This window comes from Pseudomonas sp. FBCC-B35 (assembly GCF_059133755.1).
Map to the genome: position 1 here is coordinate 692,021 of NZ_CP101439.1, position 25,996 is coordinate 718,016.

Below are 25,996 nucleotides of genomic sequence, written 5' to 3' on the forward strand. Positions count from 1 at the left end.
TCAGCGTTGAGATGAATGACCGCGTGTAAGATGCAATTGGTCAAGCGACCAATTGCAGGGCGGTATCCAGAGCGCGTTGCTTGATCTGCGCGCCCTGTCCGAACCAGGCTGAGTCCAGCCGGTACTCATTGCTACGCGCACGACGTTCGTGGTCGACATATTCGGTCACCGCGTTGAGCAGGCCCCAAGCAGTGCCGCGAGCTGAGTCCAATTGGCTGCCTCGTCCACGTCCTTCGTACAGCTCCTGCACTTTGCGCAAGGCACGCTCATTCGGCAGAACTTCTGGCAAGTTGCCGGTCGGTGAGGTTTCGCACATCACGTTCATGAAAAAAACCAAGGCCTCATGCCACTGCACTTTGCGTTCGGTCAGAGCACGCATGCGATACATGAAGTCGTCCCATTGCGAGACGGCGATGCCGAGTTGCTTCTTTACCGCCTTCGGATCAAAGCGGGTGTTGTGCGGCACCTTGATCGCACGAGTAGTACCGTCCAAAGCGACAGTGAGGGTGTTGTTGCACACCACGCGCACAGTGGTCGGCGTTGCCGTCGTGGCCAATGTACCGTCGCAGGACGTGGCCAACAGCAGGTAACCGTTGACTTGGTCGTTGCCCTTGAGGGTAGACCCTTGTCCGGTACGCGCCAGCGCCCAGAACTTACGACCGCCCTTGAGCACGCCGGCTGTTTCCAGCTCGTAGCCGGAGACCTCGGTCAGGTCGCGGTAGAATTCCAAGACCTCCCGAGGTTGTACCGTGTGATAGCGCTGGGAAACCACCGACAACGGTGCCTTGGTGTCTGAGCGGTAGAGGACCTTTTGTTCAGGGAAGGAGTGAATGGCCCCCAGGTGGCCGACGGCATCCGACTTGAAGTGCACAGGGCTTTCCAAGATTTGCCAGTTCATACCGGCTTCGCGCTGCCAGACTTCAATGGATTGTTTACGCGGCAGATTGTTGCCCAGGCCGTGCCAGGGGGTAGTCCCAACATAAGCCATTTGTTCGATTTGATGAGCCATGGGAGATATTCCTTTGAGCAATAGCCGGCATAAAGCGCTGCGCATTGCACAGCACCGGCAGAAATAGGGAGTGGAAAGGGGGCGGATAAGCGAAATAGGGATCGCGGGGCGTCAGTCGTAGAGGCTGAACTCGTGCCCGCATTCCAGGCACTGGTAATTGTTCAACACTCTCTCATCGATTTGAGAGCCAATCGCTGCACCAGCTACCGCTCCGGTGGCGCCACCTACGAGCCCTCCGAAGATGGCTCCGGTAATACCGCCCAGGGCAATGCCGACAGGGCCGGCAAAAGCACCGAAAGTCGCGCCAGCCTCGGCACCTGCTAGTACGCTGGACACGCCACTGGCGGCACCACCAATCGATCCGATGACGCCACCGGCCTTTTTGCCGAGATCCTTCGTTGCAATGCGTGCAGAACTACATACGGGACAGTTCATGAGAGAAATTTTCCTATATCAGGCCGATTCAACCGCGGGAGAAGGCCTACTGCTAGGTCTTCAAATTAATGATATAGGTTTGAAAATTATTTGAATCTAATTTGCTGCTGGTTTCTGGCTGAGAGTGGTTGCCTTCTTAGCATTGATAGACTTGGCGTTTGTATGTTTCGGTCGTTATGCCTGCTTTGGGCTAAGTGTTGCGAAGCAGTTTAGAGTTTTGCAGCTTTTCTGAGATGTATAAGCCTTGTTTAGCCTCTATCTCTACGAGTATTTCTAGTGCTCGTGCTCGACTGATTTCGTGTTGTTCTGAAATTTTGTCTAGCATCTCGACGGTCTTGTCTGACAGGACAAAGTTATACTGTGACTTTCCCTTTAATGTGCTTCTGTATTTTCTTTGGTTCCATAGTTTTTTAATTTTCCCAATATAAAGTTCTTCTTGTTCTTGGGTGTAGTTCACGTTGTCGAAAAAGATCAGTAGGTCTTCATATGTTTCGATTGGCGTGCGGAAGATGGAGAGGTATGTGTTCTTTTGTAGCCACTCGTAAGCGAGTGAGCATTTTTGATTGTCGTCTTTAAACCATGAGTATTTTTTGTCGTGGGCTTTGTGCTCGCGCCACCTCTGCTCCAGATTTTTGATTAGAGATGTCTTTTCGGTAAGGTCTCGTTCCCAGACGTCAAGTATTGCAATAGGGAGATCCCTTCCAGAAAGATTGAATGGGAAGTTAAGTTGGCTGTGCTTGGTTGAGTTTTGAATTTCTTTTGTTAGCCATTCCACTAGTCGACGTTCGTTCGTGATCCACTCTAGGTGTTTCTTGGGGGTGAGTTGCTCTCGTCTTCTTTGCAATAGTGGATCGACCTTCCATTTGTTTACTTGGAGGTATCGAGCCATCTTGTCTCGCATTCCATGGTCTGGGAGTGCTTCTTTATTGAAACTTTTTTCGAAGAAAACGAGTGTGTACCAAAGCCATATGTCATGGCGCTCGCTGTACTCGGAATCGCCGAGAACCTGGCTTAACTCATCGTTGTAACGTATCGCCATACTAGGATCACTCTATGCAAGCTCAAGGGTGAAGCTACGTTTAACCTATCATGATTATTGAGTCAATCTAGGCGTGCTCTAGTAGTACAAAATTTTCTTAGGTACGCGATTTCACTGGGTATGTAGGTGTGTTTTTGGCTGTTTACGTTTGAAAAAGGCAAGTCCTCTGAGACGAGCATGATCCCCCAGAAGGGTGCTGAGGGTAGGAGGCAATGGACGGATGGCGAGAGGGCGGCGTGCCGACAAGGTGTGGGGTGGGTTCGTCGTCCGTCAAATTTTACTGGCCTTGCCAATCCTCTGGACGAATAGAGGAGCTACGTTCATGAGAATAATCCGCCTGAAAGAGGTCATGGATCTTACTGGTCTTTCCCGATCCACGATTTATAAGTACATCGCAGAAGGTCAGTTTCCAATTCCGGTGCCGTTAGGGGATCGATGCGTCGGCTGGCTAGAAAGCGAAGTTCACGACTGGATTCTCGCTAAGGTGGCTGAGCGTGATAAAGCTTTAGGCCTGGCTAGCTGATAATTTGCGTTGACGAGCATAGTCGCCATCATGATCCGGTTGATGTCGGATCATGATGGTTTTTTGCCGGAGTTAAATGAGTGAGGTATTTGCTGGTTTTTATAATGGTTTGGTCGGTATTGGTGGGTATGTGTTGTCATTTTGTTTTCGGTATGGGTAGTATGCTTTTATTAAGTAACTATCAATTGTGCTGTTAGGGCGGCTGATACTTGCTTCTGCTGATGGCTGTCTGTATCTATATCCATCATGATGTGAGAATGGCTAATGCTTACTCGTGCCGCTGATTCTATATCTATCCAATGCCTAGCATGATATTGTCTGTCTGAAGTCTATCTACTCCCTAGCAGACCCCTTGGTGCATAGGGCGACCCAGTGCATCACATGCTACCCAAGCACTTATCTCCCTAGTGATTTTCTCTTCAGGCTAGGTGATGTGCAGGATGTTTGGGTAGGGATGGATGGCGCCGTGTACTCGTAAATAAATACCACGCTTGCTGAGTATATGAGTCTTAGCAAAGAGAGTGGTTACCATGCTGCGTCATCCCGATAATACCAACCTCCACATTCACGCTGGCGATCTGTTTGAAGGTCTTCCAGTCATGATCGAGAAGGGGCCATTTGTAACTGAGTACTTGGCTGCATTGAAACGCACCGTTGAAAACACGCTTAGCCAGTATCCGAGGCTGTTAGCCTTTAGAATCGATCTACGTCTGCCAATCGGTATCGACTTGCCTGATTATGCATACACCAACCAGGTCATCAGCAGGTTTATTGAGTCGTTCAAGGCCAAGATCGAGCACAACCGACTGAAGGCTTGTGAGCGGAATCCGTATGCTCATGGAAGTAGGGTCCGTTACGTATGGGCCAGGGAGGATGGGGCAAGGCAACGCCCGCATTATCACGTTCTGATTCTGCTCAATCGAGATGCCTTCTACACGGTTGGTAAGCTGCAGTCTGATAACGCCAACATGATCAGTCGCCTGCAGGAGGCGTGGGCTAGCGCCTTGGGGCTGCAGGTCGATCAGGTGACAGGTCTGGTCGAGATTCCTGCCAACCCAGTGTACAGAGTGGATCGCGGGGGCACTGGAGGGGTGTCTGACCTGTTTCACCGTGCCAGTTATCTTTGCAAGGTCGCCTCTAAGGCGTACGGAAATGGTCAGCATGGCTTTGGATGCAGCCGGGGGTAATGCCTCTCCTGCTGAGAGCCAAGATGGCCAAAATTGTAAGCGGTCTGGCGTGATTCGCTACCAGTGCTCAAGGCTGCTCAATGAGCAGCCTATTTATTGTACGTCAGGCATGGCGCGTTGAGCGTAAGCGCAACCGGCTTGCAGGGGCCATCGTTTTCATGCACTACGCCGATGATTGGAAACATCTACGTCTGTAATCAGAGGGTTGGCGGACGGATGATGGACAGTGTAGAACGCCTCTTGAAGCAGCGCCTGAAGCTGACGGTGAGTCGGAAGAAGGGCCGAGTTGCACGAGCTTGGAAGTGTGGCTACTTGGGCTATGGCATGAGCTGGCATCAACAGCCAAGGCTTCGCGTGGCAGCGATGAGCCTTGGCCGTTTGCGTAACCGGCTCCCGGAGCTGCTGCGCGGAGCGCGGGGCCGCGAACACCATCGTGCGAATACACCCTGTGCTGCGCGGCTGGGCGAGTTACTTCGAGCTCCGTCAGAGCAAGCGGCCGCTTGAAGAGCTGGATGGCTGGGTCATCGTGAGTGACATTACTCGATTCTCGGTGTCTTTCCCGCGCTTGTATCGTCAGTCAGCTCTGCTTTGAGGCCTAGATGTTTGCTGTAGGTTGGGGTATTGCTGTATTTTTATACAGTCTTTCGATTGTCACCGATCGGACTGGTGGAATTCACCAGTTCCGGATAAGCTGCAACGCATGAATAGCACAACCTCAAAAATCAGCCGCGAGAAGTCCGTCTACTTCTCAGGTCACGAAACCTTTCCGCTGCGCCAAATGTGGCTAAAGAAGGCATTCGACCAAGCAACCGTTGGCGGGCTGATCCCTAAGAGCACCTTCACCGATGACTCCGCCATCGCAGCATTCGGTGTGGGTAAGAACATGGTTGCATCCATTCGGCATTGGGCCTTGGCATGTGGGATCATGACTGACGACGGGGACGCGTTCCGCGTAACAGACTTTGCCATGGACGCATTGTCAACGGATGGTCTTGATCCCTATGCAGAAAACCCTGCGACAGCGTGGTTCGTGCATTGGCAGCTAGCGGGAAAGTGCCACCGTTCCACCACGTGGTATTGGCTGTTCAACCATGTGACCGCCCCTACGTTCACGCGCCAAGAGCTCGAAGAGCCTTTGGCTCTTTATGCTCGCAGTCTTGATCCCAAGCACCGCCTTTCCGCAGCCACTATTTCGCGCGACTTGGAAACCTGCCTGCGCAGCTACGCTCCACGAGCGGCAAGCGGTTCTCCTGAAGATTTCGCCGAGCCTCTGCTTGGAGAGTTGGGGCTGCTCCAAGAGGTCCACAAGGGGCAATACGCATTCCGCCGGGGCCCTAAAGCTGCGCTCCACGACGGTATTTTTACTTATGCCCTAATCGATTTTTGGGACAAGACGGCCGCTAACCAAAGCTCGCTAGCCTTTGAAGCGATTGCCTATGCGGAAGGATCTCCTGGCCGCGTCTTCAAACTCGACGAGGAGTCGATCGCCCAACGGCTGATTTCTTTGGCCGATTTCACTGATGGCAAGCTCGCGTGGACCGACTCCGCGGGGCTTCGCCAAGTCCACAGAAAAGTCCTCACCGATGACGATCGAAATGAAATGGTCAGACGCGCTTATGGCTGATACAAAAGAGCCGGCGCTCTCGGACATCGTGCAGCTTTCACACCAATACCAACGCTCAATCCGGGTTGACGCGGACATTGGCCGATCCGACGCATTGGAAGGCTACGTCTTCCATGCGACTGCATCGGCCGTGGTCGATGGAATGTGCAGGCAGCTTGCGGCCACCAATCAACGAAGCTTCACCTGGACTGGACCATTCGGCGGTGGCAAATCATCCCTAGCTGTGGCCTTAGCGAGTGCCGTGCATCCCGACAAGAGCCTTCGCGAGAAAGCTCGCTCCGCTCTAAGTTTGGACTCGAAGCCAGACTTTGACAGAGCCTTTCCTGTCCAAAGCGGCTGGCTCGTCATCCCGGTGGTTGGTCGACGCGGCAGCGTCCTCAAGGAATTGGACGTAGCCATCCGCAAAGCCCAAGGCAAGAGCTTTGACGGTCGAAACAAAATCAATGCACAGAGCGTCATTGCCGACCTTATTGCCGCAGCCAAAAATCGCCCGAACGATGGTGTCCTGGTATTCATCGATGAAATGGGCAAATTTCTTGAGGCCTCGGCCCTAGGCGCGGGCGACGATGTCTATTTCTTTCAAGAGCTTGCCGAAGCATCAGCACGCTCTGAAGGTCGGCTGGTTGTGATTGGAGTGCTGCATCAATCATTCGCGCAGTATGCCAACCGTCTCGGAATCAACACGCGTGACGATTGGGCTAAGGTCCAAGGCCGTTACTTGGATCTTCCCTTCGTTGCTGCAAGCGACGAAGTTGTCGAGCTCATCGGCAGTGCGATTGAAGCCAACCAGCGTCCAGATTGGATACGGGAGGCTTCAAAATCTGTCGCCGATGCCATCAGATCGCGCCGGCCCGCAATCGGCAGTGATTTCGCTGCTGCCTTAGAGCGCTGCTGGCCGCTGCACCCGGCCATGGCAGCCTTGCTGGGCCCAATTTCCAAGCGGCAATTCGGTCAAAATGAGCGGAGTACCTTCGGTTTCCTCTCGTCGGTCGAGCCCTATGGCTTCCGTGCTTACCTTCAATCGATGCCGTTGGCTCAATCGACTTGGTATCGCCCTAGTGACTATTGGGACTATTTGCGCGCGAACCTAGAGCCCGCAATTCTGGCCTCTTCCGATGGGCATCGCTGGTCCCAAGCGGTTGAAGCCGTGGAGCGCGCCGAGGCTAAGTCTGGCGACCCTCTTTTGGTAGCGATGATCAAAAACATCGCCGTCATCGATCTGTTCCGCAACGGTTCGGGGTTGTCCGCCGATCTGCCCGTCTTGTCGACGCTATTCCACAATGTGCCGCAGGAGCAGATTGAAGAGGCCCTTAAGAAGCTCGCATTGCTCAAAGTGGCCTTGTTTAAGAGCTACACCGGAGCTTGGTCCGTCTTTGAAGGAAGCGATTTCGACATTGATGCGGCTATTGCCCAAGCTCTTTCCGCGTCTCCCGGTATCGACTACGCCAAGCTATCTCAGCTCATGGGTATGCGTCCTGTAGTAGCCAAGCGGCACTACCATGAAACGGGATCCATGCGTTGGATGGAGCTCTCGCTGCGTAGCATCGAGCAGGCGGAGAAAATCGCCAGAACCTACTCTCCCCAACGGGGCGAATTCGGCCAGTTCATTCTTGCGCTTCCTAGTCGCGACATGACCATTCGTGAGGCCTGGGAGCGGGCCCACGCCTGTGCTTACGAAGAGCCTTGGCCGGTGCTGGTAGGCATCCCGGATAACCATGCTCGTATTGCTGAGCTAGCGGCCGAATTGGTCGCCTTGGAACAGGTAAAAGAGCGCCACGAGCTTGGAGGCGACCCGGTAGCCCGCCGTGAGGTCTTTGCCCGTTTGGCCGCCACGCGATCCAATCTCGAAGATCAACTGCAGGCCGCTGTTTCACTTTGTAAATGGTACGATGGAGGCGACCAGCTCATCGAGCCCGGAACGAAGCTATCACCTAAAGCTTCGGACCTCGCCGACGATCTCTATAGGCATTGTCCTCGGGTGTGGAGCGAACTAGTCAATCGCGACAGTATTTCGAGTAACAGCGTCAAAGCCCGACGAGATCTACTGCACGCAATGCTCAATGCCGAAGGCCAAGAGCGTTTGGGTATAGAAGGTTTTCCTGCCGAACGCGGTCTTTTCGAAACGCTGCTTGTCGCATCGGATCTTTACCGCCAGGTGGGAGAGGCTTGGCGCTTCTGCGAGCCGTCTGCCGCTTCGCCCGAAGGCTTCTCCGAAATCTGGAAGGTCACCCAAGAGCTCTTCTCCGATGCCAGTGCCCGCATAAGCGTGGACACGATCTACGACCGTTGGCGCATGCCTCCGTTCGGCATGAAGCAGGGCATCCTGCCCGTGTTCCTTACAGCATTTTTGCTGGCGCACAAAGCCAACATCGCCGCATACAAGGAAGGCATATTTATCCCCCGGCTCAGCGATGCGGATATCGACGAGTGCCTGCAAGATCCGGCTCGTTTTACGCTCCGCTGGATCGCTATTGATGAGGACAAGAGCCGAATTCTAGAAGGTATCTCCAGTCTCCTTGAGGAGGTGGGAGAGAAGGGTGGCGCCGATCCCCTCGAGGCGGCGCGTGGCCTGGTGGCGATGATCTTCAACCTGCCTGAGTGGGCTCGGCGTACACAGCGCTTGAGTGAAAAGGCCAAAGCGATTCGGGATATGCTGCTAAAAGCCAGCGACCCGCACAAAGTCCTGTTCGTAGACTTGCCTTCGCTGCTGGAGGCAGCCGATGGCAAGGCCTACGTGACTGCTTTGCGCGCTCCGCTGCAAGAGATCGCAGCGGCCTACCCAAAGATGCTCGCCGAAGTCGAAACCAAGATGCTCGAAGCGCTCGATGCGACTTCCGCGGATTTGGCGTCGCTACGTGAAAGAGCGAAATCGGTGGTAGGTGTTTCAGGAAATTTCAGGCTCGATGCCTTCTCGACACGACTGACTTCATACGACGGCAGTCGCCCGTTATTGGAGGGCATTCTGAGCTTGGCGGCAGATAAGCCCCCGCGTGACTGGGTTGACCGTCACATCGATGCAGCGCTCCTGGAGCTTATCCAGTTCGCACGACGCTTTCGCGAGGCAGAGGCTTTCGTCACAGTCAAAGGCCGTGAAGCACGGAGTGAAGCTATAGCCTTGGTCATTGGTGCCGGCGCGCATACCACGACGATCTCTCGGTCTTTCGCGATTGCTGAGCGCCATCGTAAGACCGTAGAAGACAAGGCTGCTGAACTAGCCTCAATGTTGCAGGACCAAGGGCTTGAAACCGATGTTTTGCTGGCAATTCTGGCCAAAACTGGCATGAGGCTGGCGACGGAAAAGGAGCAAGTGGATGGCTGAGCGACACGTCTTGGGTATCTCCGGTGGTAAAGATAGCGCAGCTTTGGCTGTATGGATGCGCGACCATCATCCGGAGTTAGACATCGACTATTTTTTTACTGACACCGGTGAAGAGCTTCCCGAGGTCTATGAGTTTTTGGGTAAGCTCGAAGGCTACCTAGGAAAGCCGATCGAACGGCTCAATCCGCGTCGAGACTTCCGCTTTTGGCTTCGCGAATACAACCACTTCCTTCCGAGCCCTCAAACGCGCTGGTGCACGCGGCAGCTCAAACTGGCCCCGTTCGAGCAGTGGGTTAAGCCATGGTTGGCGGCTGGAGACACAGTTTTCTCCTATGTGGCCATCCGGGCGGATGAGGAGTACCGCGAAGGGTATGCGGCGAAAGCCGAAAATCTGATCGTGAGATTCCCCTTTCGTGGAGCCGGCATCGATAAAGCAGGCGTAGTCGACATCCTGGAGTCGTCTGGTGTTGGCTATCCAAAGTATTACGAGTGGCGATCGCGTAGCGGTTGTACCTTCTGTTTCTTCCAGCAGAAGATCGAGTGGGTACGCCTGAAAGTGCAGCACCCCGAGGACTTCGAAAAAGCCAAGGCGCTAGAGAAGGACGCCTTGGAGCATGGATCGCCATTTACATGGACAAAGGGCGAGTCACTTTGGGATTTGGAGAGACCTGAGCGCATCGCTGAAATTCAGGCCGAGTACGAAGCCCGTCGCGCGCGCCTTCGTCGAAACATTCCCGTGAATCCGCTACGGCCTGTGAAGAACTGCCCCGAAGACATCGATGATGTCTACGGGGAGGACGAAGGAAATGGCTCCTGCGTCATATGCCACAAATAAGAAGGTGTCTGTTCGAGCAAATGATCATGGTTTAGGTGGTGCCAAACGTCACATCACCCTTTGCTAGCTGAATCGAGCAAACGCTCTAGTTTTTTGGCGCTTGAGGTATTGCGTGTATCTTGACCAGCCAGGCGAAGAAGCTGTGCTTCTGCAACTATCATTGTCCCGGTCACCATGGTCTGGGTTACCGGGTTCCAAAGTACATGATGCCAAGCGTCCTTCAAGATATCCATTTCCGCAGTCAGTAATACTTTGACAGCATCGGTAAGCGTAACCCCTCGTGCAACAAGGAGTTGAACCGCTCTAGCGAAAGCCCTTTGGCCAGCTGGCCGAAAGAGAAGATGGTTGCGCTCCCCCGTTCGATAATCTCCAGGCTGCCCATTTGCATTCTGGAAAACTTCTACATACTCGGGAACGTGCGCTAGCAGTGCTTCAAAGTAGGCGAAGCAGAATTCAAAATGATTGTCGATTTCCTCGTCATCGGGTCGTTTTTGATCGAAACTTTTGCTGCCTCCGTACAAGTCTTTTACCAGTTCAAATAGACCTACTACGCTTGTAATAGCTTTAGCCTCTGTTGCTGGAAGTGCGCCTGTACTTGCATAAAGGACTCGTTCCCCATCATCAGAGAAGAGTGGGTGAGCGTCGATGAGTCGGCGAGTTACGATAGCGAAGCCATTGTCTTCATCAAGTGCGATTGTCTGTGTGCGTGCAATCGACTTTGCTTTCTTATTCACAGTGGTGAATAGCCTTCGCGTGCGTGCTTTCCCTTCTGCTGTATTGGGATCATGAGCAACAAAAATTGCACTGACACAGTCATCTCGCAACAGGGATTCCGCGGGCTCACCAATGAGAGCACGCTTGATTCCCGCTACACGATGTTGCCCGTCGATAGCAAACAGTTTTTCGCCGCCAAAAAGATGGAGCAACCCGAGCGCCCCTTCAATCCGTAAAAGCTGTTCCTCCGATACGTCCTCATGGGCAGGAACTTTGACTTTTAGCGGGCTCCAGTCAGGGTTCCCTCCGTATACGCCGACAATTAGAGAGCCTAAGAATCGTTGGCTTGAGGTCTTTATGTAAACCTCGATGGCCTCCGCATGGGCTTCAATGGCTTCACGCTGAATCCAGTCAGCTAGCTGTTTTCGTTCGTGGATTTCGTCAGGCGCCTTAATAAGTTCAGCGACCTCCGAAAATGTGAGGGTCGTGACATAAAAGTTCCAGTCGCCTACCCGTGAGCGGATGGCTGGGAGTAAAGTAGATGTTTTCATGGAAATGCCCTCTGTCGGCTACTTGTTTCCGCCGGGAATTCTTTGTTGAAGTAAGGTAAAAGAGCTTCCAGCATGCGGTCTTCCAAATTTTCGGCGTCAGCGACAGTCGAAGTGGTTGTGTATAAGTAGCGAAGATGGCCATTCCAAACATTCAGCATGCGCCAGATGTGGGGGCGGGTGGTCAATGAGTGCCTCTTGTTAATCTCCGAGATGTACGCTCCGACGCGTTGGTACAAGTTTGTAGCCTTGCCCACATATAGGAGGCCACTTGTTTGAAGAAGGCCGAATAAGTCTGGCCTTACTAAAAAAACATAGACTCCGGGCAGGTTTGGCACGGCGCTTCTTGGGTTTGGAGGAAACGCGAGCTCCGTCCACGTATGGTTTGATGACGTAGCGGCAGCCCATGCCTTAGTGGAGTATTGCATCCGGACCTCGTAGATGGCGCCATGGAAGGCGAGATCTACGATATCGGAAAGGACCTCATTGCTAAGCCCTGAGGAGGGCATCGCTGCAGTGACGGAAGTCACTGCAGCAGAGGCTGGAGCAGACGTCGGGTCCGGCGAGCTCATAGATCAGTCTCTCCACTTGCATCTTGAATAATAGCGTCCACGGCAGCGCCAATTTCGTCGTCACTAAGGAAAGGGGCTTGCGCAAAGACTAGCCCCTGCTCGCCATTGAGTTTTGCTGCGAGATGACCCCGTCCCAGCAAGAGCTCGGCGCCAGGTCTATCGAGCGCAATTTTGGAGGTAGCCTCGCTGGAGACTTTCAAAATCAAACGATTACCCAAGTTCTCTCGAAGCTGCATCGGCATCACATCTTTGTCGGGGCGTTGTGCCGCGAAGATCAGGTGGATGCCGGCAGCACGGGCTTTCACGCCCAGCCGCTGGACCGCCGCACCGACCGCCGCCTTGTAGGCATCATCGAGCATCCAGTCAGCGAACTCGTCGTGGACCAGGAAGACCATCGGCAGCCGCTCTTCGGCGGAAACCTTTGAGTTGTAGGTTGGCAAGTCGCGCGCCCTGGCCTTGGCGAAAGCGCGGTAGCGATCCTCCATCTCTTGCACTAGAGCCTCGAGAACCTCGGCGGCCTTTTCCTTGGTGGTGACTATCTCGTCGCGCATATGCGGCAAGTCGCCCAATGGTGCGTAGTCCACGCCCATCTTCGGATCGATCAAGATGATTTGGGCGAGCTCTTTAGGGTTGGTCGCGGCGATATCCAACAGCAGTGCCTGGATCAAAACTGACTTACCACTGCCCGTGGCTCCCGCCACTAACGAGTGCGGCTCATGCGAAGAAAGCCTACCGAACTCCGACCCCAAGTTCAGATACAGCAGCGCGCCGTTAATCTCCTGAAGCCCTAGAAGGAATGAGGTGTTGATGCCCGCGACGTTTCTATTCAGCTCTCGACGCGCCCAAAGCTCCCAGAGCGACACAGCCTGCCTCTTTGCGCCAGCAACCGTCACTACGATCTCACCAGGCTTGGGCTGGACAGTGACGAGGTTGATCGCATGCGTAGTCAAAAGCTGTGTACGCTTGTTCTCAATATCCTCGACGCGAAGTCGATCAGAGCCCGCCAAGCGGATCAGGCAACCATTGGGAGTCAAGCGCGTGCCCAGAATTGCCGCCTGCAGGCCGTAGCTGTTGAGTGCGGCTTTGAGCTTTTTGGTGACATCTTGGGCCCATTCTTCCCTCTCTGCATCGGCTTGCTCATTGCCAGCAAACTTCGACGCGACTAGTTCGGAGAGCGCAGGTCCGAGGTTGATGTTCGTGGCGGTGACTTGGTTAGGCGCTGAAGTGGCAATAGCTGCAGAGGCTTGGGCGGGCTCTTCTGTCAGATCCGAAGGTGCGGCCGTCAGGCTGTTCAGCGCAGTTATCGAACCATCACTATCCGAAGCTTCCTCATCAAGGGAGTCGGACTGGCCACCCGAGAGCAGACCCATCGTGGCCAACCATGGCACTCGCGAGGCGGGCTTCTTGAAGCAGTGCCCAACCCAAGGCTGTTGGGCCCCAAGACCTGCTCGAGCTGCGTGCCCGCCGGAGCCTTTAGCGTAGGCTTCGGCGAGTTTTCGCAGGTCAGGCCGATCGAAAACTTCTTGCCAAGCTTCCACGCCTTCAGAGTCATCAAGCAGCTCTTGATCAGATGCCGAGACCGAGCCGGCATCCGAGTTGTGGACATAGACATGCGAGTAGCCACGCAGCGAAATCTCCACCTCGCCCTCACGCAGCTTGGCGCGTGCGCGCTCCATTAAGCCAGTCAACCCGGGTGGGACGTCTGCGTCGATCAGCAAATCGGCCAAGCGAGCCAACCAAACGTCCCGGTCAAGGCGGCCGGGATCACCAAAAAGCGCCTCACGGAACATGCTCAGTGTTGCCAAGAGCTGATCCTTGGAATCTCGGCGCGCCTTAGCTAGTCCGTCGGCCCCTACATATTTCGACTCAACGATTGAAATGACGACGCGGACGGTTTCCTCGTGCTCTTCGACGTTGAGCGCCAAAATGTCTGCGATGCGGCTCTCCGGTTGTGAAAGCCAGCTCGCGTAATCGTCGAGCAGGAAATAGGCGGTCAAGGTTTGTCCGCCCACAGCAGCGGACTTGAACTCCTCCGCGAGTAAGTGTCGGCTAAGTACCAGGCCAATCAACTCTCCAGCAGAAACACCTCGCTTGGCTGCACGCAGCACAATATCGCCCGAGACCGAGAGCGCGTCGCGTTTCGCCTTGTCTGCAGCGGCCTGGAGTTCATCGGGTCCGATCTGGAGGTTCAACTCTTCCAAGCGCCTGCGGACCAGAACCCCCAGTAGCCGGAGCTCGGAGGTTGAGCTCACGATCATATTGCGGCCGTTGGTCGAGCCTCGGCGGTAGCGCACCACTGTGATGTTGTTGTGTTGGAGTTGGCGCTTGTCGAGTAGCTCGTCGTAGGTGGCCACCCATTCGGCCAGCTCGTGGGCGTCCTTGATCATTCCTGCCAGCGCTGGATTTTGCAGGGAAATACGACGTGCCGGTAGGAATCGCTCTTCTGGTAGAGCGTCCGTCTGGCGGCAAACTGCGGCGACAGCCGATACATAGGTCCATCCTGATGCCGTTTGCCATGGGCAGGTTAGGAACGTGGTCGATTTCAGCTCGTTCTCGCCTGATACGCTCCTATAAGACCAGCGCGAAGGAGCGTGCTCAAAATTGGGCCGATCGTTGGTCCACGGCACGGGGAGCCACTCCGTCTGAGCTGCCCGTGCGACCACGTCATGCAGGAAGGCCACATCAAAGGCCTTGAATCCTTGAGCACTCTCGCCTGGTGTAGCCGATAGGGGCGTCACAGAAATACGCAACTTCGAGATGAAGTTGTCGCTGGTCTCGCTGACCACTGGCAAATCGGGATCGTCCCCGGCCTTGTTGACCAGCTCACCATAGACTCGCCGCAGCTTTCCTGGATCTGAGTGGCGTACCGAAACGCTGCATTGGAGCTTGCCATTTTCCTGGATAGAAGAGAGTTCGCGGACAGTGGCGAGCGGTAGATCGGCAGCATCGGCGTTGTAGAGTACGACGCTAAGATTGCTTGCCTCGTGGGGCTGTAACCCGACATAACGCTCCAGAAGCTCACGCGCCTGCTTGGCTGCAGCTGTAGGATCGACATCGGTCATCGCTTCCTCAGCACCGCGCGTGGGCGACTCCAATAGGCTGTAGCCGTTGACCGTGCTGCTCTCCGAAACCAGCGTCATAGCGCCGCCTCGATTGAGGACCGAGATCTCCGGATAAAACGGATGGGCGATCTCGTCGGATAGCTCGCGCATGAATATCTCGCGATCGCCATAGAGAATGCTGTCGCTGGACAGCAAGTGGGTGGCGAAACCGGCAACGCGTCGCGTCTTCACCGCAAGGGCTTTCATGCGTTCTGGATGCCACGGCGGGATGATAATTGCTGGGTTGTCGCCAGCAACGCGAACCGTGCCCACCGACAGTATTTCGGAGACCAGTCGTGAGCGACACACGTCACCACGAGCATGAGCCATGAGAGTGTTCAGCAGCCTGGCAAAAGACTCTGACTGACGCATGACGGCATCGCCATTCAGCCCAGTTGCGACGAAGTCTTGCATCGCCGCGATGTAGTCCTCCTCGAACTTATCCCAAGAGGCTTTTACCTCGTTTTGTTGATGCGGGGTCAGCCGGTCTTCCTCGGCGAGCTCCTTGATCCGAGTCTTGATTTCATGACGTAAACTCCGGAGCCTGTTGGCCGCTGGAACCAGTGAACCCGCGTCAGTCGAATACGTCGCCTCCAACGTCCCGGTGTCGAGCAGCGAGACATTTTGTACACCACCCTTCTTGCTTACGAGCCGGCGGGGAACCTCTGTGCAACCTACTGCGCCTTTCTCCAAGAGACGTCGCATGTCGTCGACCATCGACAGACCGATCGAAGTAGGCTTATAGCTCCAAAGGAGTTGCGTTTTCGCCAAGACAGTTTCTTTGTCCTTCGCAACCTGAATCAAAGCCACATCGAACTTGATCTGCAAGGCCTGGCGCGATAGCGACGAGTTTGGGCGGACCTTGCCCTTCTTATCGTTGCGGAGGTCCTTCTCTTTGGCAAAGAAGGCTTCATAGTCGAAAAGAGGGTCGGGCAAATTCGCATTGCCCAAGCGCTCGACTTTCCACTCTACCTTGGAGCCCATGAGCTCCTTTAAGCCGCGATACATAGCCGAGAAGTAACTACCGGCGTCATAGTTAAATCGCTCACGCCATTCCTTGCGGCCCTTGGTCACGGTGAAGCGCAGGATTCGTTCACCTTGCGGGTCGCGGAGACCAGCATGCAAGCTATTCACTACCCGGGCGAAGCCCTCGAAGAAGTCATTGCAGTCGATAGGCTTGCCATAAAGGGCCTTCTCCCAACGCGAGCAAAGTTTGGCGTCTTGCTCCAAGAGCCTTCGCTGCTTGATGAAAAACTCTTCGTCCTCCTCAGTGAAGTCGGATCGCCGCTCACGGCTCTTCAGGTCCTCCAGAAGCTTGCGCCCTTCGGTATCGAGCGAGTTCTCTTGGTCGCAATCATGGTCAAAGAAGCGGATCGTCGACTCTGCTAAGCCGAGTTGCTTTTCCTTTGGCTTGTCGAAGGCCAGGTATACGCCATCGCTTTCCCACTCGAATTGGGCGAGGGCATTGGATGTCTCTTGATCTCCTGCAGGTGCGGCGGCGAAGGCATCGAGAGCTGTGCGGGCCCCTTCCGAAATTTCTGTGGCATTGGCTTCGATACGCTCGGAGATCTCGTCCGGATCGAGAGGCTGACCATTCTGGCGGAGCTTTTTGAGCAACGGTGCGCGTTGAGCGAAAAGCTTGGTGAAAGCCTTATGCCACGGCTTGCGTGAGGCTGCGAAAGTCTTCGCATTCGAGAAGTAGGAACTGTCCCTAGGGAGACCTGCGCAAGGCAAGGCGAAACCAACGGCATCGCGGATGGGCAACCCACGGGTGGCGATAGCTTCGACGATGGCGGAGCAGAGTTCGCCAAGCTGTACTAGCGAAAGTTCCGAGGAGGCGAGCAGTCCGCCAAGAGCTGCCTGGAATACCGCTCGGTCGTCAGACACTGGCGCAATGCCGCCCGCTTGGAGCGTGGCGTCTACCCAAGGGGCAGGATCGGCCCTCATCTCCTTTGCACCGATAGCCATGACATGGCCCAAGGTATCGGCAAGGTTGTGCTCGTTGCCATTAGCCGTAAGGATTGCCGCCTTAGCGGTAGTGGCGTTGTTGCGGACGTAGCCAGCGTTATGCGGAATCAGGATGTCTGGCGGTAGGCCTTGGCCTTCCACCAAGGCCTCCGGGATCATGAGGTCCACTTGGGCGAGCAGATCCGGGTTAGCGAGGATAGCCCATGCTACCGCCGCGATTTGATTGGCCGAAAGTTTGTCGAGCCTGAAGAGAGCCGCCAAATCGTTAGGCTGGCCAGGACTAGATATGCGTTGGGCGAGGATATTCGCGCCGACGCGCCCAATAATACGATCGGTCAGCATGCGGCCTCTCCCTGGAACGCGAATGGGTTTTCTACAAATGAGCAGGAATCGGAGAGCCTGCGAACCAGACCCAAACCGACGAGACGGGCTTCAAGGTTGTCTCGGTTCTCACTAAGCTCTTCTTGGTCGACTAGTTTGGCGTCGACCAAGCGCGCTCCTTCGGCGTCCCCCAGCACCAGACCATATCTGCGCTTGGCTTCGGCAAGGAACTCGTCGAGCTGCATCCGATCGTCCACGATCGACACCACGATCGACTTGAGCAGCCGATCGTTAGGCGCGTAGCGAGTTCTCCGCGAAAGCCTGCGTGAACTAAGCCCAATCGCGCGCGACCATGAAGCATGAATCTTTCCAACATGCTGCTCATGCCGGGCCAGGGCGTTATCGGCCAACTTTGCGACCAATTCATCTGGACTCTTGTCCGTGTAGTCTTCATCGTCGCCACTATCGGCAGGCGGCCATTGGAAGCGCTCACGCATGAGCTTAACGCGCTCGGCCTCGGGGAACTCCGCCAACTCAGCGGCAACCCATTCTGAGTCCAACCGTATCGACTCGACGTGAGCTCTTACAGCCTTAGCCGGCAGTCCTTGATTGAATTGATAGCTGTCGCCAGAGAGCGCTCGTACCTTCGTACGCTCCTTGGATACGATTTCGCAGATGATCTCAACCGGATTGTCATCGCCAGCGACCCGCTTGGCTCGTTCTAGGAAGTAGAGCAGCATGTTCAGACCGGTGATCGTGATCAAGTGCTCCAAAGCGTCGTAGATCGGCATATCCTTGGCAAGGATTGACAGCCAGTCCTCACAAATTTGGTCAAAGCGCGCATTGCTTGTTTCGGGAAGATAACCTGATGGCCGTGGGTCGCTGGCATGCTGCGGCTTACCTTGCAAAGCCCTGGCCAGGCGATTCATCGGCGCCTCGTGATCGAACAGGCGCTTGGTAAGGATGTCGCCGAGCTCCGCTCCACGCTTAGCACGCGTGAGCATGAGATAGAGCAGCTCGCCTGTACGGGCGAAGAAACGACGGTCGTTGTTCATATTTCCGCGTGAATCGATCGCCAAGTCCTCATAGAGGGCATCAGGACCGAAGGGAAATACGAACTTGGAACTCCAGCGCTTATTACTTCGAGATTCGAACGACGAGGAGCGCAGCAGCTCGATGGCCTTGGCGAAGTCTTCGAAGCTGGTGAACGAGCGGCGCAGGTAGGTCATGTCTCGATCATCCTTGCCCGTTGCCCCAAGATCAAAGCGCTCAAACCACTGTTTCCACCTCTCCTCATCTGACGCAGCGCTTTCTGCAATTGATTCAACGTAGGGGTTGTTGAACAGCAGCCCGCGCAAACGGATTTGCCGCTGCGGCTTGAAGATAACTGGACCGCCCAGCTCCTGATGCGGCCTGAGCGGCCGATCCAGGTTCGAGCCAAGGACGCCCAAAAACTCGAGAACAGTCAGATGCGGAAGCTGCTCGTCATAGAGACGATGTCCCCAAATATTCTCGTCGACACAAAAGTCGACGCTCTTGATCTCGGGCCTCTTGATGATCGCGCTCATTCTTGTGTCCTCACAATTACAGGGCGCGAAAAGCCGTGACCGCCTGGCTCAACAATATCAATGAAGTTGAGTGTCAGTGCGGAGGTCTCGCCGCCGACCTCGTCGTCATCGCCGGCCATGCCAGCCCTCCTGACGTTCTCAGCCTTGCGCAAGAGCTTGGTCTTGAAGGCCAGCAGGTCTTCAAGGCATTCGTTAGAGAAGCTGGCAGGCAAAGCGCCTTCGGCGATGCGCGAGAGAAACTCATGACGGATGGGGGTCAAGTCGAAGGTAACCGAACTTCCCGGGCCGGCAGCGAGGGAAACGTCGAGTCGAGGGCAACCCGTCTCCTCGACTAGTCTGATCGCCATGCCAACACCACCTTGCTTACGGGAGGGGGTCTCGTGATCACAAAGCACGCTCACCCGGCTTTGAGTGAAGCCCCCCGAGCTGGCGATAAAGATGCGGTCCACATTTTCAAGAAGAAGGCCAGTCAATACACGGTTGAGGCCCTTGGCGATAAGTCCGCGAACTATCTCGCTGACAGGCCTCTTCTCTTTAAGTGCATTGATGATTTCTAAGTATTCGCCAGCAAAGCGGAACGCGGTCATCGACCAATGCGGATAGCCGGCCTCCCCATCCGGAAGAGTGAAGAAAAGCCTGCGCCGCTGGTTTTCGAGCATCGAGAGAAACTCGGCCGACCCTCCTTCTAAGCGGGCGCCCTCATACCCCTCCAAATAGGCGTCTTGGGCTGTAATGAAGGCGATCGTGGCCCCGTAGATAGGATCGCTCGCGACCAGACGAGCGAAGTCAGCTTGCAGTCGCGAGTCATCCTTGCCATAAACTAGCAGGCCGTCAGCTGCATTGGTCGACTCATCGCCCACGCCAAAGCTGGACATCGCCTTGAAGATGGGGCGGTCAGAAGCCCTTCGCTTGGGCAGATTGGCCCCGAAGGCGTTGACATAGACACTGGCTTTACCGAGATCGCTGCTCTCCTGGATTTTCGCGACATCGGCACAGGTCATCAGGTTCTCCTTGGCCTGCTTGGCATCGGAGCAGCCGAGGATCATGTTCGAGCATAGCGCGAGCAAGTCGCGCATAGGGAGGTGTAGCCCATTGAGCCTCGCGATTTCAACCAAATCTCCCAAGCGGCGAGAGAGCTGGCCACCATCCGACTCGCCCAAGAGTCTGCGGCGGTTTTCGTCGATGGGGCAGACTTTGCCGTCTGCCTTGAGTGCGCAGCGTTTGCAGTTGTCCCACTCCGGATGCCCTGCTACTACCTCAACCACCTCCTCTAGTGTCTTGCGGCTGGTGGAGCGGCTGAGATCGAACACTGCTAGGCGACCAGGCGCCGGGCCGGCCTGCAAGAAGCGTTCTTGAAGCGGCTTACGAAGTGGGTGGGTGCGATCTTGGCGCCTGCCCAAATCGCGGAGACGATCTAGAATCTGACCATGGTTTGCGGCAAGGATCACGATCTCGGAATTATCACCTTCTAGAACAGACCTTTCGAGCCGCTGCAACGGGAGATCGCTTTCCTCGCCATTGAACTCGGAAAGATCCTTGATGAAGACAGCCAAACGCCCATCGGCTAGATGCAGCTCTTTCACATTGCCCTTGGTTGCCCAATCCTTGGGATCCCCGCCGATGCGTTCCCATAAGGCACGACAGTGGTACGTTTTACCATCCCCAGCAGTTCCGGCGATCAAGATAGACCCCGGGGCCTTGGATTCGATGTGCCGTACCATGTCCTCTAGCTGCGGCGCGGACAAGCTAATCGGCTTAACTCTTGCTCGCCCAAGCGCGCTCGAAACATACTCGTCGAACATCGTCAGGTTGTTCGATGTCGGACCGTAGCTACGCAAAAACCGAACCCAAGCGCTAGCTGGTGGAACCCCATCGCTTTCATCTTCTTGCGGTGTAGTGGTCATATCGCTTCCTAATGAAAATCATTTTCTACGCCAGCCTTCGGGCTTCTCTTTGGCAGAGTCGTAGTCAAGCCATCCCAGGTAGTCTCGGCGATCAGCGTATCTCGCTCATGCTTGTGGGTTTCTCTGTCGAGTGAAGCGAACAGTTGGGGCAATTGCCCGAACAGAAACTGATTGCCGATGGTGCTGTCATCGCTGAGAGGGCTGCGAAGATTGTTGAGCGTCTGCTGGCGTTATCCATATGCGGCGCTCCATGAGGCAGGCAGGGCAACTGAAGTCGGGAGACGAAGGCGTGGCCCGTATTATACCGGGTCAGGCCACGAAACGGGGCGTCAGAACCTGATGCGGACGGTTGCGCCAGAGGTTGAAGCCGTCGAGTAATCAGTCCAGTCAATGAACGGCCAGAATGATGGCTTCGTCGATGGTGTCTGGTGAAGTTTTAGAACGCTCGGCTTCGAGGCGCTTGACCCAAAGGCAGAGGTTGTTGCGCTCTCAAATAGAGGATCTTGACTCTATTGTGGTGGTAATTCAGAAAAACGAAGCACGCAGGGTGGAACTCCGCGGCCGTGATGCTCATTTCGACCAGGGCGGCAAGGCGGACTAGGGGCTCCATCAGCTTGGGATAGAGGAGACCTTTTCGATACGGCGTCGGGGCGCATCATGTGTGCAGGCTTCAGAAAGAAGTCGGAAGCGCAGCTTCGGAGATCAAGGGATTGCTTAGATTGTGGTGTTCCTGGATAGGTGACTCCTTAAACATGATGATGGTGCCTCCGCAGATGAGGCGCAAGCCCAGGGTACTACCAGAGAAAGAATAAAGCGTTGAATTTGATTTGCTGACTTATTACAGATATGCTGAAGTTGTGCGGACATATTGAGAAAGAATTGCGACAGTTGTCAAGGTAAGTAGGTTTCTGCTTTTAGGGTTGATTAGTCCTTTGGGCGTTTTTGGTTCGGGGCAAACCAGCTGATTAAAATCGCAAAAAATAATATGGCCACCCTCTCCACGACTCGATGGTCGTGGAGAGGGTGGCCATTATGACGCTGGTAGCGGCTATCGTGTTTCGCTCCGCAGCGTAGGCAAAGGTAATCGTTGCCTAAGAAATGAAAGCAATGGACGTCACGAGTGAAGTCGGTGGTGTCTTTTTCGATATGCCAATCTCGGATAGTCCTTCCTGAATGAGTTACAGGGTACTCTCACAGTGGATCAGAGGGTGGTGTCTTCGCTTGGAAAGATGCGCGCTGAATTCGTTAAGTAAAGCTGTTCAACACTCCTAAGGTGCGTATCAGGGTTTCGGCTGTTTCTCTGGTCAATACTTCGAATGAGTTGCAGATCAAGCATCATGTGATCATGTAGGGATAACTTTTGAGGTGTATTGGAGGTTTGCGTCAGGACTTCACTTGGATTCCGACTCGGCTGAGCAGCCAGTTGAATAGAGCGAGAGTCAAAATCAGGATCAGCAGGACAGGCCAGAACCGTATGGCAAGTACCAATAGCGCGATGACGATAGTGCATCCGACCAGCATGCAGATGAACACGAAGAGAAGGACTAAAAAGCGGATCAGGTTCATTCATGGGCTCCTTTTGTCAGATCCAGCCCAACTGAGCGAGAGATACATAGCCTTCATTGGCAACAATGATATGGTCCAATGTACGGGTGCCAATTAGGTCAAGTGCGGCTTTTAGTGTTTGAGTAACCAAGCGATCTTCGGAGCTGGGAGTCGGGTCACCCGATGGGTGGTTGTGGACCAGTATGACAGCGGAGCTATTGTGGCTGAGCGCCATTTTTACCACTTCACGGGGGTAGATGCGGGCGTTATCCAACGTGCCGCGGAACACCTCCTCAAAAGCGATTACGCGGTGTCTTGTATCGAGCATTAGTAGTGCAAAGACTTCATGCTCATAATCCTGTAAAAGCATTTGTAGGTGTTCAGCTACTTGTAATGGATCAGTTAACGGCTTTCCTTTGGACATCCGTCGGGCTGCTAGCTGTAAGGCCAAGCGTAGAATTTCAGTTTCGGTAACAGGTGAGTGAACGATGTAGCTGCCAGCGTCTTCGCCAGCTTTGATTTTCTGAAATTTCATTTGCATGCACTCCTTCGGACAGCAAGGTGCAAGCGACCTGCTATCCAATGATTATTGGACGGTGGACAGCGGGGCGCTGCGCCTGGCCTGGGATTCCAGTTTTTCAGCAAGAGAGGGGCGTGTAGCGGAGTCTTCTGGTTGATCTTTGGGCATGATTGTTTCGGGGCATCCGAACTGCCGATACCTCGCTTCCGAACGGCCAGCCAGTCCCTGCGCGGTAGTTCCTTGGTGCTGACCAGGCGCAGAGCGGGGCGGTGCTTCTGGGCGCTGTTAATAGAGCGTGCTTTCATGGTGTTTATCTTGCAGATACAAAAACGCCCGGTCAGCTCAGCGCTGATCGGGCGTCATGGAGAATGAAAGTTGGGGAGTAGGTCAGGTGGGACTATCTGCAGTGTTCTGGACGGCGACCATGGCGCCAATCTTGAAACAGGCTGGATTGCGGACGTTAGCGTATCGAGACGATTTTTCTGTCCCGGTTGTCATTGATGGCTGAGACCGACAGGTTGCCAGTAGCTGCTTCATGGATGTGGTTGCTCCACCACGCCATCATTGGGCGTCTCCGCTCGATGTAGTCCGCACGATTGTAGGCACTGCGAACCTCGTCTCTATCAACGTGGGCCAGTGCTACCTCGATCAACTCGGGATCCCAGCCATGCTCGTTGAGGATTGTGCTACCCATCGAGCGCATACCGTGGCTGACCAGGCGTCCCTCGAAGCCCATTCGTTTCAGCGCCATGTTGGCGGTCTGGCTGTTGCAGTGGGTCCGGGGGTTCCGGTCTGCGGGGAACACAAATTCTCGGTGTCCGCTGTACGGCTTGATCGCTTCCAACAGTGCGAGAGCCTGCTCCGTGAGTGGGATGATATGCGTACGGCGTTTCTTCATGCGTTCCGCAGGGATCGTCCAGATTTTTCTCTCAATATCGATGTCCGCCCAGCGTGTGGTCGCAGCTTCCACTGGCCGTGTCATGGTGTGGAGCTGCCACTCGATCAGGCAGCGGGTTGTTCTTTTTATGCTGGCATTGGCTATTGCCACCATGAGCTCTTTCAGTTCATCGGGGGGTAGTGCCAGCATGTTTTTCTTTTTCGGTTTCTTGAAGACGGAGCGGATGCCGCTAAGCGGGTTCGCGTGAACCAGTCCCGAGTTGACCCCGTAGGTCATGATCTCGTTGAGTCGCTGCGTCAGCCGCTTCACAGTCTCAAGGGTGCCTTTGGTTTCGAGGGGCCGGAGCAGGTTAATAACCTGAGGAGCACTTATGGTCGAGATTGGGGTGTGTCCCAGATACGGAAAGATGTGCAGCGTGAGGGAGCGCCAGATGTCCTCAGCGTAGGCCTGGGTCACTGCATCCTTTTTCAGCTCATACCAGGCCGTCGCCACGTTCTGGAGAGTGTGCTCAGTCGCTGCCTTCTTAGCTTGCTGCACTGCATCCCGCTTCTCTTTGGGGTCAATGCCGTGAGCGAGGAGCTCGCGTGCCTCAATGGTACGCTTGCGAGCTTGTGCCAATGAAACTTCAGGGAAGGTCCCGAGGCCCATGTTGATCCGGTTCTTCGTCACCGGATGCCGATAGTTGAAGTTCCAGAGCTTAGAGCCATTGCTTCTCACTCGCATTTGAAGGCCGTCACCATCGCTTAGGACGTAGTCCTTCTCTTGAGGCTTGGCGGCTTTGACTTTGAGGTCCGAGAGGCGGGTGGCTTGAGCGCACATGCGGTATTCCAAGAGCGGTTTCGGTATTCCAAAAACTACCAGCAGATGACTTGGAATACCACTTGGAATACCGAATTGCGTGGACCCTGCTGGACGCTATCGGACTCTAATGGCGCTGAAAGCCCCGTATTTATTGGGTTTCAGGCACAAAAAAAGACGTCCGTGGACGTCTTTGATTGATCATTTGGTGGAGCCGGGGGGATTTGAACCCCCGTCCGCCAGTACTCCGCTGTCGGTACTACATGCTTAGCCGTGTCTACTGAGTTAATCCGCAGCCGCCCGACGGGCAGGGTGCTTTGGACGAGTTGGGTAAGTTTTAGTCGCTTTGCCCCCAACGTGCTACACGACGATCCTGTTCTGTATGACAATCACTTCGGGTTTACAGGCATCCCCTGGTGATTGCTGGAGCCGAAGCTACCAGGAGAGCGGGCTCAGCTGCTTACGCAGCGAGAGCGTAGCCCTCGTAGTTTTCGTCATTGGCAACTATAGAAAGTTGCAACAGTGGATTTACGAGTTCTGTTACCAACTCGGCATGCACCTAGAGTTTCGCTACCGGCGTCGAATCCTAATCGGCCCCACACTAGCTCTAAGCTAACGCACCTTACGGCACGTGAACCGGAGTATACGGCATTGCGCGGGCGGCGTCGACAGCTGAGCGCTCACCCGCGCGATGCATCAGGCGCCGCCGCTGCTCGAGCCGCTGCCTTTGTTGGTGTTTTGCAGCGTGGTCAGGGCTTTTTGAGTGATTGCGATGCAGTCCTTGTCATTGCCTTTTGCCTGGGCATCTTTGGCCTTGGTCACTTCATCATCGATTTGCGTTTTGAGGCCTTCCGAGGTGGCTCCGGCGGTGGCCATGCTGTCGTTGATTTTCTGCAGGTTCAGGGCGCACAGGTCTTTTTCGGCAGCGAAGGCCGGCGAAGCGAGCAGGGTAGCGGCCGCGAACAGGGCCGAAAGCGCGGTACCTTTCATGGGAGTCTCCTCTGTGGCCTCTGGTAGGTGGGCCTGTAAAGGTGGACTGTGCCGTTTGGCTGACAGTTCCGTTTTGATGGTGGCGGGATGGCATGAGGGTTTGTGGCGGGATGTTGCTGGAGAGCAGAGTGGGAAGGGGCCGCTTTGCGGCCCATCGCGGCCGGTCCGGCGCCCCGGCGAGGCCGCTCCCACAGGGGGGTAGCTTTAGGCTACTGGGCAGGCGGTTGGGCGGGTGCCGTCTACGACTTCGTTGTAGGGCGCCTGGTCGCGGTCGCGTAGGCCGTAGTCGCGGATGACCGAGGTGACGCGCACGCGGTAGTCGTCGAAGATCTTGTCGCGGCCGGCGCGTTGGGCAGAGAGGTGGGCGGTGACATTGCGCCATTGCACCACGGCTTCTTCATCGCGCCAGGTGGTCACCGACATCACTTTCTTGGGGTTGAGGGTGCTCTGGAAGCACTCTACCGAGATGAACCCTTCCATGGGCTTGAGCAGAGGGGTGAGCTTGTTGACCAGGTCAACGTAGGTTTCGCCCTGGCCGGGCAGTGCTTGCAACTCGAACAATACGACGATCATGGGGC

General features: G+C 55.1%; 18 protein-coding genes, 1 other RNA gene and 2 pseudogenes. 6 read left to right on the top strand and 15 right to left on the bottom strand.

Annotation, left to right across the window (positions count from 1 at the left end):
• Positions 1-40: 40 nt before the first annotated feature.
• The 3 genes from NMB38_RS03060 to NMB38_RS03070 all read right to left on the bottom strand — a co-directional run bounded on the left by NMB38_RS03060 (position 41) and on the right by NMB38_RS03070 (position 2,483).
• A complete protein-coding gene (locus tag NMB38_RS03060; protein ID WP_494354888.1) occupies positions 41-1,009 on the bottom strand; it encodes a DUF932 domain-containing protein in 969 nt (322 codons plus the stop codon).
• 111 nt (positions 1,010-1,120) lie between these two features.
• Positions 1,121-1,444 (bottom strand): hypothetical protein, encoded by a 324-nt coding sequence (locus NMB38_RS03065; RefSeq protein WP_494354889.1) that lies wholly within the window; start codon positions 1,442-1,444, stop codon positions 1,121-1,123.
• Positions 1,445-1,634: 190 nt separating this feature from the next.
• The gene (locus NMB38_RS03070; RefSeq protein WP_494354890.1) at positions 1,635-2,483 is read right to left on the bottom strand and encodes a hypothetical protein; all 849 of its coding nucleotides are present in this window, start codon (positions 2,481-2,483) and stop codon (positions 1,635-1,637) included.
• 322 nt (positions 2,484-2,805) lie between these two features.
• Between NMB38_RS03070 and NMB38_RS03075 the strand changes: the two genes are divergently transcribed.
• The 6 genes and pseudogenes from NMB38_RS03075 to NMB38_RS03100 all read left to right on the top strand — a co-directional run bounded on the left by NMB38_RS03075 (position 2,806) and on the right by NMB38_RS03100 (position 9,971).
• Positions 2,806-3,006 carry a helix-turn-helix transcriptional regulator gene (locus tag NMB38_RS03075; protein WP_181126733.1) on the top strand — a complete coding sequence of 67 codons (201 nt, stop codon included), beginning with the start codon at positions 2,806-2,808 and terminating at the stop codon, positions 3,004-3,006.
• Between the two features lie 530 nt (positions 3,007-3,536).
• Positions 3,537-4,193 carry an inovirus Gp2 family protein gene (locus tag NMB38_RS03080; protein ID WP_494354891.1) on the top strand — a complete coding sequence of 219 codons (657 nt, stop codon included), beginning with the start codon at positions 3,537-3,539 and terminating at the stop codon, positions 4,191-4,193.
• Between the two features lie 142 nt (positions 4,194-4,335).
• A pseudogene (locus tag NMB38_RS03085) lies at positions 4,336-4,716 on the top strand (group II intron maturase-specific domain-containing protein); the annotation flags it as partial.
• A 177-nt stretch (positions 4,717-4,893) separates the two neighbouring features.
• Complete coding sequence (locus tag NMB38_RS03090; RefSeq protein ID WP_198731394.1) at positions 4,894-5,817, top strand: DUF4007 family protein; 924 nt, start codon at positions 4,894-4,896, stop codon at positions 5,815-5,817.
• Positions 5,777-9,136, top strand: a complete 3,360-nt coding sequence (locus NMB38_RS03095; RefSeq protein ID WP_494354892.1) for an ATP-binding protein — start codon at positions 5,777-5,779, stop codon at positions 9,134-9,136. Before NMB38_RS03090 ends, NMB38_RS03095 begins: the two co-directional genes overlap by 41 nt.
• Positions 9,129-9,971 (top strand): phosphoadenosine phosphosulfate reductase domain-containing protein, encoded by an 843-nt coding sequence (locus NMB38_RS03100; RefSeq protein ID WP_494354893.1) that lies wholly within the window; start codon positions 9,129-9,131, stop codon positions 9,969-9,971. The genes NMB38_RS03095 and NMB38_RS03100 overlap by 8 nt, the downstream gene beginning before the upstream one ends.
• A gap of 53 nt (positions 9,972-10,024) precedes the next feature.
• Here the strand turns inward: NMB38_RS03100 and NMB38_RS03105 are convergent, their stop codons facing one another.
• The 12 genes and pseudogenes from NMB38_RS03105 to NMB38_RS03160 form a co-directional block, all read right to left on the bottom strand.
• Positions 10,025-11,236: a DGQHR domain-containing protein gene (locus NMB38_RS03105; protein ID WP_494354894.1), complete on the bottom strand. Its 1,212-nt coding sequence runs from the start codon at positions 11,234-11,236 to the stop codon at positions 10,025-10,027.
• The gene (locus tag NMB38_RS03110; protein ID WP_494354895.1) at positions 11,233-11,805 is read right to left on the bottom strand and encodes a GIY-YIG nuclease family protein; all 573 of its coding nucleotides are present in this window, start codon (positions 11,803-11,805) and stop codon (positions 11,233-11,235) included. Before NMB38_RS03110 ends, NMB38_RS03105 begins: the two co-directional genes overlap by 4 nt.
• Positions 11,802-17,216, bottom strand: coding sequence for an FtsK/SpoIIIE domain-containing protein (locus NMB38_RS03115; protein ID WP_494354896.1), 5,415 nt, complete (start codon positions 17,214-17,216; stop codon positions 11,802-11,804). The genes NMB38_RS03110 and NMB38_RS03115 overlap by 4 nt, the downstream gene beginning before the upstream one ends.
• Positions 17,210-18,763: a hypothetical protein gene (locus NMB38_RS03120; protein ID WP_198731385.1), complete on the bottom strand. Its 1,554-nt coding sequence runs from the start codon at positions 18,761-18,763 to the stop codon at positions 17,210-17,212. Before NMB38_RS03120 ends, NMB38_RS03115 begins: the two co-directional genes overlap by 7 nt.
• Complete coding sequence (locus NMB38_RS03125) at positions 18,760-20,667, bottom strand: DEAD/DEAH box helicase family protein (RefSeq protein ID WP_494354897.1); 1,908 nt, start codon at positions 20,665-20,667, stop codon at positions 18,760-18,762. Before NMB38_RS03125 ends, NMB38_RS03120 begins: the two co-directional genes overlap by 4 nt.
• Positions 20,668-22,050: 1,383 nt before the next feature.
• Positions 22,051-22,233, bottom strand: a complete 183-nt coding sequence (locus tag NMB38_RS03130; RefSeq protein ID WP_494354898.1) for a hypothetical protein — start codon at positions 22,231-22,233, stop codon at positions 22,051-22,053.
• Positions 22,234-22,249: 16 nt separating this feature from the next.
• Positions 22,250-22,747: a RadC family protein gene (gene radC / locus NMB38_RS03135; protein WP_494354899.1), complete on the bottom strand. Its 498-nt coding sequence runs from the start codon at positions 22,745-22,747 to the stop codon at positions 22,250-22,252.
• A 164-nt stretch (positions 22,748-22,911) separates the two neighbouring features.
• Positions 22,912-23,037 (bottom strand): annotated as a pseudogene (locus tag NMB38_RS03140) (alkaline phosphatase); the annotation flags it as partial.
• 155 nt (positions 23,038-23,192) lie between these two features.
• A complete protein-coding gene (locus tag NMB38_RS03145; RefSeq protein ID WP_494354900.1) occupies positions 23,193-24,449 on the bottom strand; it encodes an integrase domain-containing protein in 1,257 nt (418 codons plus the stop codon).
• Between the two features lie 185 nt (positions 24,450-24,634).
• Positions 24,635-25,026, bottom strand: a transfer-messenger RNA (tmRNA) gene (gene ssrA / locus NMB38_RS03150).
• Positions 25,027-25,124: 98 nt separating this feature from the next.
• The gene (locus NMB38_RS03155) at positions 25,125-25,418 is read right to left on the bottom strand and encodes a PA2433 domain-containing protein (protein ID WP_145280337.1); all 294 of its coding nucleotides are present in this window, start codon (positions 25,416-25,418) and stop codon (positions 25,125-25,127) included.
• 204 nt (positions 25,419-25,622) lie between these two features.
• Entirely contained in the window at positions 25,623-25,991 is a 369-nt protein-coding gene (locus NMB38_RS03160; protein WP_027915438.1) for an antibiotic biosynthesis monooxygenase family protein, read from the bottom strand.
• Positions 25,992-25,996: the final 5 nt, after the last annotated feature.